The organism is Pseudomonas sp. Con_6, assembly GCF_059379395.1.
In genome coordinates this window covers 4,091,965-4,110,809 of sequence record NZ_CM182011.1, presented here as the reverse complement: position 1 = coordinate 4,110,809, position 18,845 = coordinate 4,091,965, and the positions used below count along the sequence as shown (strand labels likewise).

19 protein-coding genes and 2 pseudogenes are annotated in these 18,845 nt (G+C 63.1%); 11 read left to right on the top strand and 10 right to left on the bottom strand.

Translation table 11 applies throughout. From position 1 onward, the window contains the following. The 6 genes from AC5QPF_RS18165 to AC5QPF_RS18140 all read right to left on the bottom strand — a co-directional run bounded on the left by AC5QPF_RS18165 (nucleotide 1) and on the right by AC5QPF_RS18140 (nucleotide 5,105). On the bottom strand, nucleotides 1-1,482 hold the full coding sequence (locus AC5QPF_RS18165) for an aldehyde dehydrogenase family protein (RefSeq protein ID WP_494959213.1): 1,482 nt from the start codon (nucleotides 1,480-1,482) through the stop codon (nucleotides 1-3). Continuing rightward, nucleotides 1,479-2,312 (bottom strand): alpha/beta fold hydrolase, encoded by an 834-nt coding sequence (locus tag AC5QPF_RS18160; RefSeq protein ID WP_494959212.1) that lies wholly within the window; start codon nucleotides 2,310-2,312, stop codon nucleotides 1,479-1,481. The genes AC5QPF_RS18165 and AC5QPF_RS18160 overlap by 4 nt, the downstream gene beginning before the upstream one ends. Nucleotides 2,313-2,375: 63 nt before the next feature. Continuing rightward, nucleotides 2,376-2,966 (bottom strand): amino acid synthesis family protein, encoded by a 591-nt coding sequence (locus AC5QPF_RS18155; RefSeq protein WP_064304107.1) that lies wholly within the window; start codon nucleotides 2,964-2,966, stop codon nucleotides 2,376-2,378. 191 nt (nucleotides 2,967-3,157) lie between these two features. Continuing rightward, nucleotides 3,158-3,394, bottom strand: a complete 237-nt coding sequence (locus AC5QPF_RS18150) for a hypothetical protein (RefSeq protein WP_494959211.1) — start codon at nucleotides 3,392-3,394, stop codon at nucleotides 3,158-3,160. Nucleotides 3,395-3,482: 88 nt separating this feature from the next. Beyond that, nucleotides 3,483-4,526, bottom strand: coding sequence for an LLM class flavin-dependent oxidoreductase (locus AC5QPF_RS18145; RefSeq protein ID WP_494959210.1), 1,044 nt, complete (start codon nucleotides 4,524-4,526; stop codon nucleotides 3,483-3,485). A 93-nt stretch (nucleotides 4,527-4,619) separates the two neighbouring features. Next, nucleotides 4,620-5,105 carry a flavin reductase family protein gene (locus AC5QPF_RS18140; RefSeq protein ID WP_458976417.1) on the bottom strand — a complete coding sequence of 162 codons (486 nt, stop codon included), beginning with the start codon at nucleotides 5,103-5,105 and terminating at the stop codon, nucleotides 4,620-4,622. Nucleotides 5,106-5,434: 329 nt separating this feature from the next. On the opposite strand from AC5QPF_RS18140, the gene AC5QPF_RS18135 reads away from it, so the two are divergent. Further along, nucleotides 5,435-6,835, top strand: a complete 1,401-nt coding sequence (locus AC5QPF_RS18135) for a cytosine permease (RefSeq protein ID WP_494959209.1) — start codon at nucleotides 5,435-5,437, stop codon at nucleotides 6,833-6,835. 96 nt (nucleotides 6,836-6,931) lie between these two features. On the opposite strand, the gene gloA is transcribed toward AC5QPF_RS18135, so the two are convergent. Together gloA and AC5QPF_RS18125 are read right to left on the bottom strand one after the other, a co-directional pair. Beyond that, nucleotides 6,932-7,453 carry a lactoylglutathione lyase gene (gene gloA / locus AC5QPF_RS18130; RefSeq protein ID WP_494959208.1) on the bottom strand — a complete coding sequence of 174 codons (522 nt, stop codon included), beginning with the start codon at nucleotides 7,451-7,453 and terminating at the stop codon, nucleotides 6,932-6,934. Between the two features lie 192 nt (nucleotides 7,454-7,645). Further along, nucleotides 7,646-8,005, bottom strand: coding sequence for a histone-like nucleoid-structuring protein, MvaT/MvaU family (locus tag AC5QPF_RS18125; protein ID WP_494959207.1), 360 nt, complete (start codon nucleotides 8,003-8,005; stop codon nucleotides 7,646-7,648). A gap of 357 nt (nucleotides 8,006-8,362) precedes the next feature. On the opposite strand from AC5QPF_RS18125, the gene AC5QPF_RS18120 reads away from it, so the two are divergent. Together AC5QPF_RS18120 and cobF are read left to right on the top strand one after the other, a co-directional pair. Then, nucleotides 8,363-9,652: an OprD family outer membrane porin gene (locus AC5QPF_RS18120; RefSeq protein WP_494959206.1), complete on the top strand. Its 1,290-nt coding sequence runs from the start codon at nucleotides 8,363-8,365 to the stop codon at nucleotides 9,650-9,652. A 50-nt stretch (nucleotides 9,653-9,702) separates the two neighbouring features. Beyond that, on the top strand, nucleotides 9,703-10,443 hold the full coding sequence (gene cobF / locus AC5QPF_RS18115) for a precorrin-6A synthase (deacetylating) (RefSeq protein WP_494959205.1): 741 nt from the start codon (nucleotides 9,703-9,705) through the stop codon (nucleotides 10,441-10,443). A 24-nt stretch (nucleotides 10,444-10,467) separates the two neighbouring features. Here cobF and AC5QPF_RS18110 read toward each other — a convergent pair whose 3' ends face one another. Both AC5QPF_RS18110 and AC5QPF_RS18105 read right to left on the bottom strand, forming a co-directional pair. After that, nucleotides 10,468-11,691, bottom strand: a complete 1,224-nt coding sequence (locus AC5QPF_RS18110; protein WP_494959204.1) for a glycosyltransferase — start codon at nucleotides 11,689-11,691, stop codon at nucleotides 10,468-10,470. 88 nt (nucleotides 11,692-11,779) lie between these two features. Beyond that, on the bottom strand, nucleotides 11,780-12,496 hold the full coding sequence (locus tag AC5QPF_RS18105; protein WP_494959203.1) for a DUF899 family protein: 717 nt from the start codon (nucleotides 12,494-12,496) through the stop codon (nucleotides 11,780-11,782). Between the two features lie 182 nt (nucleotides 12,497-12,678). Between AC5QPF_RS18105 and AC5QPF_RS18100 the strand changes: the two genes are divergently transcribed. From AC5QPF_RS18100 to AC5QPF_RS18065, 8 genes and pseudogenes are all read left to right on the top strand, one after another. Further along, a complete protein-coding gene (locus AC5QPF_RS18100) occupies nucleotides 12,679-12,987 on the top strand; it encodes a YdcA family protein (RefSeq protein ID WP_494964200.1) in 309 nt (102 codons plus the stop codon). A gap of 79 nt (nucleotides 12,988-13,066) precedes the next feature. Continuing rightward, nucleotides 13,067-13,828: an efflux RND transporter periplasmic adaptor subunit gene (locus AC5QPF_RS18095; protein WP_494959202.1), complete on the top strand. Its 762-nt coding sequence runs from the start codon at nucleotides 13,067-13,069 to the stop codon at nucleotides 13,826-13,828. Next, nucleotides 13,825-14,056: pseudogene (locus tag AC5QPF_RS18090) on the top strand (HlyD family secretion protein); the annotation flags it as partial. The gene AC5QPF_RS18095 and the pseudogene AC5QPF_RS18090, both read left to right, overlap by 4 nt. 83 nt (nucleotides 14,057-14,139) lie before the next feature. Next, nucleotides 14,140-15,144: pseudogene (locus AC5QPF_RS18085) on the top strand (efflux RND transporter periplasmic adaptor subunit); the annotation flags it as partial. After that, nucleotides 15,141-17,240 (top strand): site-2 protease family protein, encoded by a 2,100-nt coding sequence (locus AC5QPF_RS18080; RefSeq protein WP_494959201.1) that lies wholly within the window; start codon nucleotides 15,141-15,143, stop codon nucleotides 17,238-17,240. The pseudogene AC5QPF_RS18085 and the gene AC5QPF_RS18080, both read left to right, overlap by 4 nt. A gap of 118 nt (nucleotides 17,241-17,358) precedes the next feature. Next, complete coding sequence (locus AC5QPF_RS18075) at nucleotides 17,359-17,856, top strand: GNAT family N-acetyltransferase (protein WP_494959200.1); 498 nt, start codon at nucleotides 17,359-17,361, stop codon at nucleotides 17,854-17,856. Continuing rightward, entirely contained in the window at nucleotides 17,853-18,176 is a 324-nt protein-coding gene (locus AC5QPF_RS18070) for a DUF6916 family protein (RefSeq protein ID WP_494959199.1), read from the top strand. The genes AC5QPF_RS18075 and AC5QPF_RS18070 overlap by 4 nt, the downstream gene beginning before the upstream one ends. Nucleotides 18,177-18,231: 55 nt before the next feature. Beyond that, complete coding sequence (locus tag AC5QPF_RS18065) at nucleotides 18,232-18,777, top strand: tail fiber protein (RefSeq protein ID WP_494959198.1); 546 nt, start codon at nucleotides 18,232-18,234, stop codon at nucleotides 18,775-18,777. Nucleotides 18,778-18,845 lie beyond the last annotated feature (68 nt).

Below are 18,845 nucleotides of genomic sequence, written 5' to 3'. Positions count from 1 at the left end.
TCAACGCATCACGAAGGGGTCGGGCATGGGGGCGGTGGAGAGGTTGATCCACACCGTTTTCAGTTCCGTGTAGGCCAGCACCGAGTCGATACCGCTTTCGCGGCCATAACCACTGTTCTTGAAGCCGCCGATCGGCGCCATGGCCGACACCGCGCGGTAGGTGTTGACCCAGATGATCCCCGAGCGCACGTCACGGGCCAGTCGGTGGGCACGGCCCAGATCGCGGGTCCAGATGCCGGCGGCAAGGCCGAACTGCGAGTCGTTGGCGATGGTCAAGGCTTCTTCCTCGGTCTTGAAGCGGATTACCGCGGCGACCGGGCCGAACACTTCTTCCTGCATGATCTTCATCGAGTTGCTGTCGCACTCGAACAGGGTCGGCTCGTAGAACCAGCCGTCACCCTCGACCGCGGCGCGCTTGCCGCCCATGCGCAGGCGTGCACCTTCGGCATTGGCCGCGGCCACCAGGCCTTCGACCACGGCCAGTTGCTGGGCGGTGGCCATCGGGCCCATCTCGCTGGTCTCGTCCTGCGGGTTGCCGATGCGGATGCGCTTGGCGCGTTCGATCAGGCGTTCGACGAACTCGTCGAAGATCTCGTCCTGCACCAGCAGGCGCGAGCCGGCTACGCAGCTTTGCCCGGAGGCGGCATAGATGCCGGCCACGGCGCCATTGATCGCGCTGTCCAGATCGGCGTCGGCGAAGATGATATTCGGCGACTTGCCACCCAGTTCCAGGGACAGTTTGGCGAAGTTCTCCGCGCTGCTGCGCACCACGTGGCGGGCGGTGGCGGCGCCGCCGGTGAAGGCGATCTTGCGCACCAGTGGATGACGGGTCAGGGCTGCGCCGGTGCTCGGGCCGTAGCCGGTGACGACGTTGACCACGCCCGCCGGGAAGCCGGCTTCGAGGGCCAGGCGCGCCAGTTCGAGGATAGTCGCCGAAGCGTGCTCGGACGGCTTGATAACGATGGTGTTGCCGGCGGCCAAGGCCGGGGCCAGCTTGATCGCGGTCAGGTACAGCGGGCTGTTCCAGGGAATGATCGCGGCCACCACGCCGATCGGCTCATGCACGGTGTAGGCGAACAGGTCCGGCTTGTCGAGGGGCAGGGTACCGCCTTCGAGCTTGTCGGCCAGGCCCGCGGTGTAGTGGAAGAACTCCGGCAGGTAGCCGACCTGGCCGCGGGTTTCGCGGATCAGCTTGCCGTTGTCGCGGCTTTCCAGTTGGGCCAGGCGCTCCTTGTTCTCGGCGATGAGGTCGCCGAGGCGACGCAGCAGCTTGCCCCGGGCGGTGGCCGTGAGGCCGCGCCATTCCTTGCTGTCGAAGGCTTTCTGGGCGGCCTGGACGGCGATTTCGACGTCGGTTTCGTCAGCGTCGGGCAATTGCGCCCAGACCTGCGCGGTGGCCGGGTCGAGGCTGTCGAAGGTCTTGCCGTTGTGGGCATCGAGCCATTGGCCGTCGATGCACATCTGGAAGCGAGTGAGCGTCATGCAACGATCCCCTTGGCTGAGTCGGAGAGGGTTCGGGCGTGCCCGAGGAAGTCCAGCAGCATCTGGTTGACCAGGCGCGGCGACTCCACCGGCATCATATGCCGCTGTTCGGCGAGGACCACGCTCTGCGCGCCGGGAATCCGCGCGGCGAGCTCGCGGGTCATGGTCGGGGTCGAGCCGAGGTCGTGCTCGCCGGTGGCGATCAGGGTCGGTACCTGGATGCTGCCGAGGTCGTCGGCGCGGTACATGTCCTGGGTGGCGAACAGTTCGTAGGTGGTCAGGTAGCCCTGCGGGTCGTTGCCGGCCAGGGTCTGGCGGATGGCCGCGACCTGGGCCGGGTTGGCCGCCTGGTATTCGCGGCTGAACCAGCGCGCCAGGGCCGCTTCGGCATTGGCGTCGGGGCCGTGTTCTGCGGCCTGGGCGGCACGGGCGATGACGCCGGCGCTCTGCTCGGGGCTGCGGTTGAACACGCTGTTGAGCACCACCAGCGCGGACAGGCGCTGAGGATGGTGCAGGGCGAAAGCGCGGGCGACCAGGCCGCCCATGGAGAAGCCGATCACCGTCGCTTGCGGGATCTTCAGGTGGTCGAGCAGTTCAACCAGTTGCGCGGCGTAGCCTTGCAGGTCGGTACCGGCCTCGGGACGCGGGCTCTGGCCGTGGCCGAGCATGTCGTAGGCGATGACCTGGTAATCGCTGGCGAGGCCGACGAATTGTCCGCCCCACATTTCCTTGTTGAGGCCGACGCCGTGGATCAGTACGACGGGGTGGCCCTGGCCGGTGGCGATATAGCTGGTGCCGGCGGGTGTACGTTCAGCGACAGGCTGAATCATGGTGGGGCGCTCCTTCAGAGTCGGGCGTGGTGCGACCCACGCCCCGGCCCGGTGGAATTGTTGTTATTGGTTTTTTTCCGCTGCCAGCTCTTCCAGGTCGATGTAGCGGTTGCCGATGCGCGGGTGCAGGCGACCGCCGTCGGAGGCGCCGAGGACCACGACGATCTCGTCGGCACGCGGCGCGTCTTCGATCTGCATTTCCAGGGTGATGTAGTGCGAGCGCAGGCCTTCGTCGTCCTTCTGCATCATCGGGATCTGGATCGAGGTGCCCGGGCCGCCGCGTTTGTTGGTGAAGCTCAGGTAGCTCTTGGCCTGGACCGCTTCACGGTAGTGGTTGCCGAAACGCAGGGTGTGGATCACCGCCGAAGCGTGCTCGATCTCGCCGTCGGCACCGACCACTGCCGCTTTACCGTAGGCCTCGATCTTGTCTGCGCCGCCGATGGCAGCGGTGAGGCGCTCGACCATCAGGGCACCGAGGTCGGAGCAGTTGGCACGGATTTCCGGCTTCAGGTCTTCGACGAAACCACGACCGGCCCATGGGTTCTTGATCACCACGGCCAGGCCGACCATGGTCACCGGCTTGTCGGTGGCCTTGCCGCCTTCGATGCGGGTCTCTTCGGAATAGGTGACGATCTTGCGGATTTCGAAACTCATGCGCGGCTCCTGCAGATGGTATTCAGGGTGTTGTTGTCTGATGGTATACCATAATATTTGATGTGCAATAGGTATCGAGAAATTTCTGTGGGGGAGGGGATAAGTGGTTGCCAGGAGGAGGGGGGGGGGCAGGGCTTGAGGGCCTCATCGCTGGCTTGCCAGCGATGAGGCCCTGAAGGGCAAAGGAGATATCAGTGCTTGGCGAGCTGTTGATCCACCAGCCATCGACCATGGGCCAACGACGCATGCTGGGCATTTTCCAGGTCGGACATCCAGGCCATGCTCAGCGGCAACGGCCTGCGCGTGCCGGTATGGCCCTGGGGATCGGTGATAAGACAGCCGCCAGCATAAGGGGTGGGAATGCCGGGATGGGCTTCGACGCTGGCGGTGATGATGTAGCCGTGGTGTTCACAACTAAGGGTTTTCATCGTCCTGACCTCGCTGCGGAAAATCGGAAGTCTCCTATCGATATACCACAGCGTCGGACCGGGGTTCCCCGGCCCGACGAACGCGCCCTTAGCGGAAGGCCGGCACCACTTCGTTGATGAACAGCTCCAGCGACTTGCGTTTCTCTTCGTGCGGCAGGCTGTTGTCGCACCAGAAACTGAACTCGTCGACGCCCAGTTCCTGGTAGTAGCGGATGCGCTCGATGACATCTTTCGGCGTGCCGATCATGGCGGTCTTGTGCAGGCTTTCCAGTTCGAACTCCGGACGCTCGGCGAACTTCGCTTCCGGGCTCGGTGGCAGGAAACCGTTTTCCGGGGTCTGCTTGTTGCCGAACCAGGCGTCGAAAGTGCGGTAGAAGCGGTTGATCGCCTGGGCGCCGATCTTCCAGCCTTCCGGATCGTTCTCGGCGTGCACGTGGGTATGGCGCAGCACCATCAGTTGTGGACGCGGCACGCCCGGGTTGTTGGCCAGGGCAGTCTCGAACTTGTTCTTCAGGTCGACCACCTCCTCGTCGCCCTTCATCAGTGGGGTGACCATGACGTTGCAGCCGTTGGCGACCGCAAAGTTATGCGAGTCCGGGTCGCGAGCGGCGATCCACATCGGCGGCATCGGCTTTTGTACCGGCTTTGGCACCGAGGTGGAAGTGGGGAATTTCCAGATCGCGCCGTCGTGGGCGTAGTCGCCCTGCCACAGGGCGCGCACCGCCGGGACCATCTCGCGCAGCGCGGCGCCGCCTTCGGAGGCCGGCATGCCGTTGGCCATGCGATCGAACTCGAACTGGTAGGCGCCGCGGGCCAGGCCCACTTCCATCCGGCCGTTGCTGATCACGTCGAGCAGGGCGCATTCGCCGGCGACGCGGATCGGGTGCCAGAACGGCGCGATGATGGTGCCGGCGCCGAGGTGGATGGTTTCGGTGCGCGCGGCGAGGTAGGCCAGCAGCGGCATCGGGCTTGGCGAGATGGTGTATTCCATGGCGTGGTGCTCGCCGATCCACACGGTGCTGAAGCCGCCTTTCTCGGCCATCAGGGTCAGCTCGGTCAGGTCCTCGAACAGCTGTCGGTGGCTGACCTGTTCATCCCAGCGTTCCATGTGCACGAACAACGAAAATTTCATGGGGCGTTTCCTCGGCTCTTGTTTTCGGTCGCCCGTCGGATCGGGCGACAGCTGACTGGACGGACAGGCTGTGCCTGTCTCAAGAATAGGGGCTCAGGCGAAGGCCGGCAGGCTGGCCATCTTGCCGCGGCAGTAGACCAGCGGGCTCGGGGCCTCGGCCGGGACGATAAGGTTCTTAACCGCGCCGACCATGATCGCGTGGTCACCACCTTCATATTCGCGCCACAGCTCGCACTCGATGATCGCCGTGGCGTTGGCCAGCAGCGGATTGCCCAGCGCACTCAGGGTCCACTCGATGCCCTGGGCCTTGTCCTTGCCCTTTTTCGCGAAGGCATAGGCCTCGGCCTGTTGCTGGCCGGAGAGCAGATGGATGGCGAAGCGCTTGTTCTTGATCAGGACAGGGTAGGAGTCGGAGCTGTAGTTGGGGCAGAACAGCACCAGCGGCGGCTCCATCGACAGGGAGCTGAAGGCGCTGGCGGTCAGACCGACGATCTGGCCGTCGTCGTCCAGGGTGGTGATGACAGTAACGCCGGACGGGAAGGAGCCCAGAACGTTCTTGTAGACGGTTGCGTCGATCATGGCGTGGTCCTCGGGAAGCAGCGGTGGTCCGCGTTTTTATCGTTGATGTGTCTGATGGTATACCGTAATACCTAATTTGCAAGGGGAATTTTCCGGCCCTGACGAACGCGTTGATTCAGGTCAATGTCCAATGAATACGGGGTCTTGCGGCTATATAGCGCGGGAAAAGGGACGGGAAAAAGCAGATCAGTTGGTCGGCAAATCAGCGAATCAGTGTTGTCAAAAGTTTGGAATACCATAATATGGTCTTCAGCTTCGACGTCGCTTGCTGCGTCCTGCAAGCGGTTTCCTACAAAGATAAAAACAGAACCCTTTCGAGCTTTTTGCCCATGTCCCAGCCGTCTTCGCAACACCAGTTGATCGAGAACCATACGGTCGATTACGTACCGCCAGCAGAGCGCCATGGGAAGGCGCGGGATCTCTTCACGCTGTGGTTCAGCACCAATATCGCGCCACTGCCAATCGTGACCGGGGCCATGGTGGTCCAGGTCTTCCACCTCAATCTGGTATGGGGCCTGTTGGCCATCGTCCTCGGGCACCTGCTCGGCGGCGTGGTCATCGCCCTGGCTTCGGCCCAGGGGCCGCAACTCGGCATTCCGCAGATGGTGCAGAGTCGGGGTCAGTTCGGCCGCTATGGCGCGCTGCTGATCGTGTTCTTCACCGCGCTCATCTATGTCGGCTTCTTCATTTCCAACATCGTCCTGGCGGGCAAGTCGATCCATGGCATCGCCCCGAGCGTGCCGATGCCGGCGGCGATCATCCTTGGTGCCCTGAGTGCCACGGCCATTGGCGTCATCGGTTATCGCTTCATCCATACCCTGAACCGCATCGGTACCTGGGTGATGGGCTCGGCGCTGCTGGCCGGCTTCATCATGATGTTCGCCCAGGACCTGCCGGCGGACTTCTTCAGCCGCGGTGGCTTCAACCTGTCCGGCTGGATCGCCACGGTATCGCTGGGGGTGATCTGGCAGATCAGCTTCTCGCCGTACACCTCGGACTACTCGCGCTACCTGCCCCGTGAAGTGGGAATCGCCAAGCCATTCTGGGCCACCTATTTCGGTGCGACCCTGGGCACCATCCTGTGCTTCAGCTTCGGTGCCATCGCCGTGTTGTGCGTGCCGGAAGGCACCGAGGCGATGGACGCGGTGAAACAGGCTACCGGCTGGCTGGGGCCGATCCTGATGGTGCTGTTCCTGCTCAACATCATCAGCCACAACGCCCTCAACCTGTACGGTGCGGTGCTGTCCATCGTCACCTCGATCCAGACCTTCGCCAGCACCTGGACGCCAAGCATCAAGGTGCGCGTGATCCTGGCCGGCGTGATCCTGCTGGGCTGCTGCCTGACCGCGCTGAGCGCGACCTCGGACTTCATCGGCCACTTCATCGGCCTGATCCTGGCGCTGCTGCTGGTGCTGGTACCTTGGGCGTCGATCAACCTGATCGACTTCTACCTGATCAAGCGCGGCCACTACGACATCGCCTCGATCTTCGCCGCCGATGGCGGGATCTACGGGCGCTTCAATCCGCACGCGATCATTGCCTATGCCTGCGGGATCCTGGTGCAGTTGCCGTTTGCCAACACGTCGTTGTATGTCGGGCCCTATGCCAACCTGGTGGAGGGGGCGGACCTGTCGTGGTTGGTTGGGTTGGTGGTGACATTGCCGCTGTATTACTGCCTGGCGACGCGGGGGAGGAGTGAGGCGTTGGTGGCGGCCTGGCGGACACAATGATGCTTGAAGGTTGACGCGCAACCGCTCCCACAGGGGCTGAGTCGTTCTTGAGAACACATACGAAAATGCCGCGATGATCGCGGCATTTTTCGTTTATCAGAACTCGGTCGGCTGGATGATCTCGACCCAGTATTCGTCCGGGTCCTTGACGAATGCCAGGTGTTTCATCCTGCCATCGCTCAGGCGCTTCTGGAACGTCACGCCCAGTGCTTCGAAACGCTCGCAGGCGGCACGGATATCCGGTACCGAGATGCAGATATGGCCGAAGCCACGCGGATCGGTATTGCCATTGTGGTAGGCGAACGCGGGATCGTTCTCGGTGCCGTGGTTATGGGTCAGTTCGAGAATGCCCGGGATCGACTTCATCCACTCGGTACGCTTGGCCGCATCGGTCGGGATCTGCGCCTTGTCGACCAGGGCGAGGAAGTACAGGCTGAACTCGGCTTCCGGGAAATCACGCTTCTCCACCAGGCTGAAGCCCAGCACGCGGGTGTAGAAGTCCAGGGACTTGGTGATGTCCTTGACCCGCAGCATGGTGTGGTTGAAGACGAAGTTGGCGGTGGCGGCATCGGGTTGCGCGGTGACGCCGGGGAAGGTTTGCAGTTCTTGCAGGCTCATGAGCACTCCGCATCAGGTCAAATCAGGCAGCCATCATACGGAACTGAAACCATTGCGCAAACGACGACGCCCCGCGAACAAGGTTCGCGGGGCGTCTGAATTAGAAGCCCGCCGAAGCGGGCGTATGGGGCGCTAGTCCGTTAGCAGTCTTCATCCTGATCCAGCGGTTGTGAAAAATTCGTGAAGAGATTTTCATTTACGCAGCCAGCTGTCGACCGTTGGTCCGCCGTACTGCTCTTTCCACGCTTTCAGGCCACGGTGGTTGCCGCCCTTGGTTTCGATCAGCTCGCCGGTGTGCGGGTTTTCATAGACCTTCACTACCCGCGCCCGCCGTTGTTTCGGCGTGCGGGTCACGGACTTGCCGACCGAGGCCGGATCAAGGATGGCGATGATGTCGCGCAGGCCCTTGTCATAGGTTTTCATGAGGGTGACAAGTTTCTGTTCGAATTCGATTTCACGTTTAAGGCCGGCATCCTTCTTCATTGCCTCCAGTTGTGCCATCTGTTCCTGAAGGGCTTTTTCGGCGGCACGAAACTCTGCAAGTCTGGACACGGAATCACTCCTTTATCGGCGGTGGGCGCACAGGTTGCGCAAGACGATTGGCGCGAGTAACACAACGACCACAGGGGGCTGTAATAACAGCATGCTCAACAGTGTAGCCAACTGCTCATGGGACTAACAGTAAACTTTTAGTGTGCGTCCGCCGGAACTTTCAAACTTGTTTATGTTCTCGCCCTGACGGTATTAACACCTTCGTTTTCATGGGACCTGCGACCATGGTCCAATGGGCCGGGGCAGAGCGCTTGCGGATAATTTCCGGGCGCCGTGCGCAAGTGCACGGCGATCATTGCCCCTGCCCATGAGAAACGGGGCTGCACGTTCGCCTCTTATTTCGGATTTGTTTTGCTCATGCGTGTCCCTCTTTCCTGCTCTTCCGGGCGCTCTGTATGTGGCCTGGCGGGGCTTTTCGTCGCTGTTTCGGCACAGGCCGGCGGTTTTATCGAGGACAGCAGTGCGCGCCTCGAAGCCCGCACTGTTTACTTCAATCGTGATTTCCGCGACGGCCATAGCAGTTCCGCGCCAGGCGCGTCGAAACGTGAAGAAACGGCGCAGGGATTCATTCTGAATATTCAGTCCGGCTATACCGATGGCGCATTGGGATTCGGTGTCGATGCACTGGGCATGTATGGATTGAAACTCGACTCGAGTCCGGCCGACAGTAACAGCGGGCTGTTGCCTGCCAGCGGGCACGACCCCCGCCACTCCGTGGATCAATACGCGAAGTTGGGTTTGACCGGTAAGGTGCGTTATTCGCGTACGGTTTTGAAGTACGGCGCGATGCTGCCGGACATGCCGCTGCTCAAGTACAACGACGGTCGCCTGCTGCCGACAATGTTCCATGGCGCCTCGCTGACGTCCGAGGAAGTGCGCGACCTGCGCTTCAACCTGACCCGCCTGGACAAATACACCGCCCGCGATTCCACCGATGCCCAGGACATCCGCGTGCACTGCAAGAACAAGCGCTATGCCTGCGACACTACTGCCGATCACTTCGATATGGCCGGGGTCGACTACCGCTTCAACGAGCGGTTTAGCGCCCAGTACCAGGTGGCGAAGCTGGAAAACATCTATCGTCAGCACTTCCTCGGCCTGGTTGCCAGCCAGCCGCTGGCCGTCGGCAGCCTGTCCGCCGACCTGCGCCTGATCAAGAGCGACGATATCGGCCGTGCCCGTGCCGGCGAGATCGACCACCGCGCCTTCAGCGGCATGCTCGGCTACAGCCTGGGCGGGCACAAGGTCAGTGCCGGCTGGCAGCGCATGTTTGGCGACAGCGCCATGCCGTACCTGGATGGCAGCAACCCGTATCTGGTCAACTATGCCCAGGTCAACGACTTCGCCGCCGCGCAGGAGCGCTCTTGGCAGGTGCGCTACGACTACGACTTCAAGGCCCTGGGCGTGAATGGCCTGAGCTTCTTCACCCGCTATATCAACGGCGACCATATCCAGGTGCCCGGCAGCCTCGCCGAGGGCAAGGAGTGGGAGCGCGATAGCGAACTGAAGTACCAGGTGCAGGGCGGCACCTTCAAGGACCTCAGCCTGCGCCTGCGCAATTCCACCTATCGCAGCAACTACGAGAGGTTCGCCCGCGACATGGACGAGACCCGGGTGATCGTCAGCTACAACTTCTCGGTCTGGTAATAGGGGGCCGCTACGCCGACAATGCGCGGATGTAATTCGGGAGTCCCCAGATGAAACACCTGCTGTTGATCGGCATCGGCCCGGGCAATCCGCGCCAGATCACCCTCGAAGCCGTCGACGCGCTGAACCGCGCCGATGTCTTTTTCGTTCTCGACAAGCACCAGAGCAACGACGACATGCTGCGCCTGCGCAAGGAGTTGCTTGAGCAACTGGTGCAGCGTCCCTACCGCCTGGTCCAGGTGGACGATCCCCAGCGCGACGGCCAGGCCGCCGACTACGTCGGTGCGGTGCGCGACTGGCACCAGCAGCGCGCGGCGCTGTACGGGCAACTGATCGCTGACGCGTTGCAGGACGGCGAATGCGGCGCTTTCCTGCTCTGGGGCGAACCGGGGTTGTACGACAGCACCCTGCGCATCCTTGAACTGGTCGAAGGCCAGTCCTTCAGTCTCGAAGTGATTCCCGGCATAAGCAGCGTGCAGGCCCTGGCCGCGCGCCACCGGGTGCCGCTCAACCGCATTGGCGAACCGCTGCAGATCCTTCCCGGGCGGCGCCTGGCCGAGGTGGAGCAGATCGACAACGTGGTGGTGATGCTTGACGGCAAGTGTGCCTTCGCCGAGCTGGACGATCCCGAGCTGCATATCTATTGGGGTGCCTATCTGAGCACGGCGGACGAGATCCTCATCAGCGGGCCGCTGCTGGAGGTGAAGGAGAGGATCCTCGCCACCCGCGAACAGGCGCGGGCGAGCAAGGGCTGGATCATGGATACCTATCTGCTGCGGCGGCGTCCGTAACCGGGGCCGCAAAGCGGCCCAAATTCAGTGGCTGCGCTGGCGCAGCATCGCCCCGGTGAAGTTGTACAAACGCTGGTCGTCCAGCGCCATCAGGGTCTGACCAATGCGCTCCGCCAGCGCAATGCCGTGCCGGCGCCCGTCATAACGTGTACCGAGCAACTGACGGGCCTCACGCTGGGCCTGGCTCCAGCGCGCCTCATCGCTGTACAGGCTGGCGGCCGCCTGGGCCAGGCCCTCGGCGGTCATGGAGACCAGGCCGGGCCAGGGCAGGGCGCCATGCATTCCCTCGGAGCCTATCGGCGTGGTCACACTTGGCGTGCCGGCCAGCAGGGCATCGGCCAGGGCGTCCTTGAGCCCGGCGCCGAAGCGCAGCGGCGCCAGGCAGACCCGGGCATTGCCCAGCGCGGCCTCGTCGTGGTCGAAGATCAGGAAGCCACCGTCGGGATCATGTAGCGCGGCGAATTTCGGTGATGCGTGGGTAGCGTGAAGGTGCAACTGCGCCTCAGGCAGGCGGCGGCGGATCATTGGCCAGATGTTGTGCTTAAGCCACAGCAGCGCGTCCGCATCCGGGCCGTGGCGGAAGTCGCCGATGCAGACGAAGTGCTCGCGTTCGGCAAAGATCTTCGTCGGCGCCTGGGGCATCTCCAGCATCAGCGGACACCAGTGCAGCAACTCCTGTGGCACGCCGAAGCCATTGATCAGCAGGTCCATCTCCACGTCGGACGTCACCAGGCTCAGGTCGCTGCGGAAGATCGCCGCCAGCTCGCGCTGGGCCAGCCCGGAGGGTGCCATCTGCCGGTACAGGTCGGAGCCGGAAGTGCTGAACAGTTCGCGGAAATCGTTGGGGTCGAGGCCTGTGACCAGGCGCCGGCGCAGCAGGGCATGGCGGGCTTCGTGCAGGCTCTGCAGGCGGGAGGTTTCCAGCATGCGCAAGGCCTGCGGGCAGTGCTGCTCGATGCGGCTGGCGAACTGTTCCTCCATCAGGAAACGATCGAACAGCACCACGTCCGGGGCCAGTTCGCTGATGAAGTGGTCGAAGTTGCTGTCGTCGATGGCATGCTCTGTGATACCGAGTGCGGGCAGGTTGGCACGCTGTTCACCGGGAGGCGCGGGGCTGCTGAACGTCATGCGCCAGTGGCGGGCGAGAAAGGATTCGAGGATCTGCAGCAGATGGCCGCCGGCTGCCGGGGCGGCCGCTGCGGGCCAGGTTTGGCCGATGACCAGGATGTGCAGGGGGGATGCGGACATGGGCGAGGGGCCTTGGGGCAAAAGGGCGTATTAAAACAGATCCCCATCCCCCTGCAGGAGCAGGCAAGCCAGCTCCTTGAGCCCACGGTCAATGGCAGCAGTGCTTTTTCCCCTCCACACCCTCATACCGATCATGATGCCGCACCCAATCCATCGTCCCTTCTTCGTTCCGGCCCTTGGGCATCAGGTCGAGGAAGTTGTAGGTGCCGACGAGAATATCCAGACCCCGGGCATAGCTGGAGTAGGTGTGGAAGATGTCGCCGTTGTCGTCGCGGTAGAACACGCTGAGCCCCGGCAGCTCGGTCTCGCTGCCTGAGTACGGCTCGTAGTTGTACTCGGCGCCTTCTCCCCCCGGTGTCACCCCGAAATCGCGGTTGAAGCTGCTGCCATGGGACGACACCCAGGGAAACTTCCAGCCCATGCGCTGGCGAAATGCCTGGAACTGCGTATACGGCGCCCGCGACACCGCCACCAAGGACACGTCATGATGCGCCAGGTGCAGGTTGGCGCCATCGAAGTGATCTGCGAGGAACGAGCACCCCGGGCAGCCTTCCTGCCAGCCGTCGGCAAACATGAAGTGGTAGATCAGCAACTGGCTGCGCCCGTCGAACAGCTCGGCCAGGCCCAGCTCGCCGGCGCCCTCGAAGCGATAGTCCTGCTCCACCTTGACCCAGGGCAGGGCGCGACGGGCGGCGCTGAGTTCGTCGCGCTGATGGGTGAAAGCCTTCTCGTGCAGGAGCAGCTGGCGGCGGGCGCCAAGCCATTCCCTGTGGGTAACCACCGGATGCTTGCGATTGTTGTTCATTCGAGTGACTCCGTGGCTGGGATTGTCTGTTCCTCTGGTCGTTTGGAGGTGTCACCGTTCGACACACGCGTCACACAATCTTCATGAAACCGACGAGCGGACCGCTTCCTGCCTATGAAAAACACTGATAGCATCCGGCCACCTTTTTTGGGGTCATTTTTGTGACGCAGTTCTCTCTTCTGATGGGCATGAGCCTGGTCCTTTCCCTTGTCGCGAATGCCGCGTTGGCCGCAAATACGCCGTGTTCCGGGCGCAAGGGCGGGATTGCCGGCTGCGATGGCGATGCCTTCCTGTGCAACGACGGCTCCATCAGTGCCTCGAAGAAAAGCTGTAGTGCCTATTTTGGTAATCGCAATCCTCGTCCGCTGGCGCAGTCATTGCAAGGTGCCAGCAGTGAGTGTGCCTGCGGTTCCGGCACCTACTGCACTGGCCCCCGTGGTGGCGTCTACTGCCTGACCCCAAATGGACAGAAGAGCTATCGCCGGCACTGACAAACGGTGATTCACGTTCTCGGCAATCCGGCCGATATTCAATTTGAAACAATCCAGACCTTTACAGGGATGTAGCGAGATGAAGCAGGTAGTGTTGTGGGCGGCGTTGGCCTTGATCAGTGGTGTGGCCCAGGCCGCGACCGAGAGCGATCCCTTGCTCGCTGGCGCTACCTCTACCGCCAGCGAGGTGCGCGGAGTCCTTCGCGCGCGCTACCAGGCCGTGCTGGCCAGTGAAGTGCCTGGCCGGGTGGTTGAAATGCCGTATGCCGAAGGCCAGTCGTTTAGCAAGGGTGATGTGTTGGTGCGCTTCGATTGCAGTGCCTACCAGGCTCAGGCCAATGCTTCGGCCGCCGCCGTACGTGCCGCCCGTGAAGAACTGCACAACAAGCAGCAACTGGCAGCGCTCAACTCGGTGGGGCGCTTCGAAGTGTCCCTGGCCGAAGCCCGCCAGGCCCAGGCCCAGGCCGAATCCCAGGTCTATCAGGTTCAGGTACAGCGCTGCCAGGTCAAGGCGCCATTCGATGGCCAGGTGGTCGCTCGCCGGGTCCAGGCCCATGAAAGCGTATCCGCCGGTGCGCCGCTGCTGGAGATCGTCGACAACCGCTCTCTGGAAATCCATCTGCTGGTGCCGTCACGCTGGCTCGGCAAGCTCAAGCCCGAGCAGACCTTCAGCTTCGTTCCCGATGAAACCGGCACACCGATCAGCGCGGTGGTCAAGCGCCTTGGCGCGCGCATCGACGAAGGTAGCCAGACCCTGCTGCTGATCGCCAGCGTACCGGCCAGTACCCAAGGCCTGCTGGCCGGGATGAGCGGCACTGCGCACTTCGCGGAGCCGCAATGAACGCTCCCGTTCCCGGCGCCCTCGAACAACTGCTGGCGCATTACCTCAAGCTGGAGCGCCAGGCGCGTAGCGCGGCGTCCACCGAGGTACTGGCGTTCAGCATGGTCAACGACAGTCAGCCACTGTTTGGCTATCGCCACGGTGCGTTGCTGATTACCGGCAAAGTGCGTGCCCTGAGCGGCATCAGCGTGGTCGAGCCCAATGCGCCGTTTGTGGTGTTCACCGAGCGCATGGCCGCGCGTCTCGCTGCGGGTGAGCGCTTGGCCTTGCCGGGCGTGGTAGCGCCGGAAACCGTCGACCAGGCCAGTCGAGATGACTGGCAGGCGTTGTCGGCGCCCCATGTCTTCTGGTTGCCTTTGAAGGACCGCCAGGGGGAAGTCTTCGGTGGCCTCTGGCTGGCTCGCGACAATCCTTGGAATGACGCCGAGCAGGTCCTGCTCGCACAATTGGGCGATTGCTACAGCCACGCCTGGCTCGCCCTGCAACCGGGCAAACCGTGGCGCCTGCGCTGGCCGGCGAAAACGCGCTGGGCGCTGGCTGCGGCCCTGCTGCTGGTGCTACTGGTGCCCGTGCGGCAATCGGTGCTGGCTCCGGCGGAAGTGGTGCCACGCAACGGCCAGGTGGTCGCTGCGCCGCTGGACGGCGTGGTCGCCGAATTCCTGGTCAAGCCCAACCAGCCGGTGCAGGCCGGGCAGGTGCTGGTGCGTTTCGATGCCACCAGCCTCAAGGCCCAGGCCGATGTCGCCGAACGTACCTTGGGTGTGGCCGAGGCGGAATTCAAGGCCAATACCCAGCGCGCCTTCTCCGATGCCGATTCCAGCGCTCGCCTGGACCTGCTGGCGGCGCGGGTCGAGCAGAAACGTGCCGAACGTGACTATGCCCGCGATCTCCTGGCGCGCAGCGAAGTACGTGCCGAGCGCGATGGCATCGCTGTGTTCGCCGACGCCCAGCGCTACCTCGGCAAGCCGATGCGCACCGGCGAGCGCTTGATGGAAATCGCCGACCCGGCCCAGGCCGAGTTGCGTATCGAACTGCCGGTGGCCGATGCTATCGGCCTGGAAAACGGCGCCGAGGTGGCGTTGTTCCTCGACAGCGACCCGCTGCATCGCCACAGCGCCACGCTGGAGCGCGCGGCCTACCAGGCGCAGAGTACCGCTGCCGGCCAGTTGGCTTACCGCCTCGACGCCGCCTTTGCCGACGTGCCGCCGCGCATCGGCCTGCGCGGTACTGCCAAGCTGTTCGGCGAGCGCGCGCCGCTGGCCCTGTACCTGCTGCGCCGGCCGCTGGCGGCCCTGCGTCAGGCGGTGGGTCTGTGATCCTCCCGGCGCTGCGCCCGGATCTGCAGCTCTCGGTGGCCACACCGGGGCTGGACGGCTCGCCACAATGGACTCTGGCCGATCCGCTGCGCGGCAAGTATTTCAAGCTCGGCGCGCCGGCCATGCGTCTGCTGCGCCACTGGGGCCTGGGCGATGCCTTGCAGGTGCTCAAGGCCGCCAACGCCGAGCCTGGCGCGCCGGTCACGCCGCAAGCGCTGGAAGAGCTGATCAAGTTTCTCCGTGGGCATGACCTGATCAGCGGTGGCGACCCCGAGCAGAGCGCCAGCTACGCGGCCAAGGCGGCCAGCCGGCGTCAGGGCATCTGGACGCAGATCCTGCATAAATACCTGTTCTTCCGTATTCCGCTGTGGCGCCCGGATGCCTTCCTCAATCGCACCTGGCCCTGGCTCGAACGCTTCGGTCCCAACCTCTTGCGCATCGGCCTGCCACTGGTGCTGTTGCTCGGAGCGTTCCTGGTGATGCGCGACTGGGAGCGTTTCCTCGCCACCTTCCCGCAATTGCTCAGCCTTGGCGGTGCGGCGGCGTTCGCCATCGCCCTGGGCTTCGCCAAGCTGTGCCATGAATTCGGCCATGCCTATATGGCCAAGCGCGCAGGCTGTCGGGTGCCGAGCATGGGCGTGGCGTTCATGGTCCTGTTGCCGATGCTCTACACCGATGTCAGCGACGCCTGGCGCGTGCAGGACCGGCGCACGCGCTTGCTGATCGGCGCCGGTGGGGTCCTGGCGGAACTGATCCTGGCCTGCGTCGCCTTGCTCGCCTGGTCATTGCTGCCGGACGGGGCGGGGCGCACCGCGGCGTTCATGCTGGCCAGCGCCACCTGGATCACCACCTTGGCGATCAACGTCAACCCATTGATGCGTTTCGATGGCTATTTCCTGCTCAGCGACCTGTGGGGGGTCGACAACCTGCAAGGGCGCGGTTTCGCCCTCGGGCGCTGGCACCTGCGGGAAAAACTCTTCGGTTACGGCGAGCCGATGCCCGAGCGCTGGTCGCCAGCGTTGCGCCGCCGCCTGCTGTGCTGGAGCTACGCTTCGTGGATCTGGCGTGCGGCGTTGTTCTTTGGTATCGCCCTGGCGGTCTACCACATGTTCTTCAAGGTGCTTGGCATCTTCCTCATGCTCGTCGAGCTGGTGTGGTTCATCTTCCTGCCGATCTACAAGGAAATGGGACACTGGTGGGAGCACCGCGAAAAGGCGCATCCGCGCAAGGTGCTGTTCCTCGGTGGTGGCCTGCTGGCCGTGCTGGCGCTGTTGCTGGTGCCGTGGCGCAGCGGCGTGGAGGTGCCGGCGATGCTCGAAGCGTCGCGGGTCAGTGCCCTGCACGCGCCAACGGCGGCACGCATCCGCCAGGTGCTGGTGAAGGATGGCCAGCAGGTTGCCGAGAACCAGGTGCTGGTGGAGCTGGAATCCCCGGATCTGGAGTCGCGCATGAGCATCACCCGCCGCGAGATCGAGATCCTGCAATTGCAGTTGCGCCGCCAGTCGAGCCGCAGCACCACCGCCGCCGACAGCGGCATCCTCGAACAGCGCCTGGCCGAGGCCGTGGCCGAGTACCGTGGGTTGTCCGCCCAGCGCGAGCGTCTCAACCTGCGTGCGCCCCATGCCGGCATTGTGCGTGACCTCGCCGACAACCTGACGCCGGGCCGCTGGATCAGCGCCGAGTTGCCAGTGGCGCAGGTGGCGCAGGAGGGCGTGCGGTTGCGCGGCTATCTCGCCGAGGCGGACTTGTGGCGAGTGAAGCCGGGAACGGAAGGACACTTTGTTGCCGACGATGTCTTGCGTGATTCATTACCGGTAAGTCTTAAGGAAGTTGATGCCAATGGCGTTTCCTATATCGACCAGGAAGCCCTTGTTTCCGATCACAAGGGACCTATTGCAATAAGGCGTGACGAAGAGAAAAGAGCGCAGCCCTTGCAAGCACAGTATGGCGCGCAATTCGTGCTCGAAAACGGGGCGTCGGAGGCCATCGGTCATCCCCTGCGAGGCCTCGTCGTGCTTGACGGAGAGGGCGAATCGCTGTTGTCCGCTGCATGGCGACGTATGGCTGCAATTGGTGTGCGAGAAAGTGGATTTTAGTAGTGCGATTGTAAGACAGTTGGGGTAATCTGCTGTCAATTAGCCACAATACTAAGTGTGACGCTCGTCACTTAAATAATTAGCCCGCAAAGTATCGATTACAGGGAAGTTTGCTTTGATGTCGAAGTACGCTGCGACACTCCGTGCCTTGCGTCCAGATGATATGGCTTTCATCGAGAAGCTCTATGCCACCTCGCGCGCGGTCGAAATGTCCCATAGCGGTTGGCCCGCCGAGCAGGTCGCCAGCTTCCTCAGTCAGCAGTTCCAGGCCCAACACGCGTATTACCAGACTCACTACAGCGACGCCGAGTTCCTCATCATCGAGCATGAGGGAAGGGCGATCGGTCGGCTGTATCAGTTCTGGGGACCGAGCGTCGCCAAGCTCATCGATATCGCCCTGTTGCCCGAGTATCAAGGCCAGGGCATCGGCACCGCACTGATCGAATCCCTGCTGCAGCGCGCGGATCGACAGGGCCTGCTCGTCGAACTGTTCGTTGAAACCTACAACCCGGCCCAGCGCCTTTACGGTCGCCTCGGTTTCCAAGCCATCAACGAGTCCGGGGTTTACGTGCGCATGCATCGCCAGCCCCGGGACGCTTCCAGGAAAGCCTCATGAGTCACGATGAATACCAGGCAATGCCAAGTCGGGCAGAGCTTGAGCAGGCCGATGCGCACGGCTTCGTCCTTCAGATCGCCCCAGAGCAGGGGATCCGCGTCAGTCTGGCGGGGACATTCGGCGAAGTGGCGATGAACGGGCGCTTCGAGTGCTATTCGCTGTTGCTGGCGTTGCCCGAAGGGGTTTCCCTGCCGTCGGAGGTCTATCGCCTGTTCGGCCCGGAAGGCCAGAAATGGTTGTTGCTGATGACGCCGGTAATGCCGGGCGCCGATGGTCGCCATCTCCTTGAAGCCGTGATTCACCGTGAGATAGCCGGTTGATGACGGCAGGGCTTCAGAGTTTTCAACAAACGCAACTCAACTAAGGAAGTGTTCGATGAGCGATCCATTTATCGGCGAAATCAAGATGTTCGCCAGTAACTTTGCGCCGCGTGGTTACTCCATGTGCAACGGCCAGATCGTGGGGATTCAGCAGAACGCCGCGCTGTTCGCGCTGGTCGGCACCACCTACGGTGGCAATGGCGTGTCCACCTTCGGCTTGCCCAACTTCCAGGGCCGCTCGCCGGTTCATTGGGGTACGGGTGCTGGCCTGTCCACCATCATTTTGGGCGAAATGGCTGGCACCGAATCGGTCACCCTGCTCAGCACGCAGATGCCGGTGCACGCCCATGCCGTGTCGCTCGCTGTCTCCACCGAGGCGGCCAGCTCCGATGCGCCGCTCGCCAACAGCTTCATCGGCGTCGCTGCCGATTCCGGTAGCGCTGCGGTGAACATCTATAGCACCAGCAAGGGCGCTGGCGTCAATCTGGCGCCGCAAATGTCGGCCGCTAGCGGTGGCTCCTTGCCAGTGGGCATTCGCAACCCGTTCGTCGCGGTGAGCTTCATCATCGCACTGGTCGGCGAATACCCGACCCGCAACTAACAGCAGCAACCGGCGGTGTCCTGGTGACACCGCTACTTTTTTCGCCGTCCTGACCGAAGCGGTCAGGG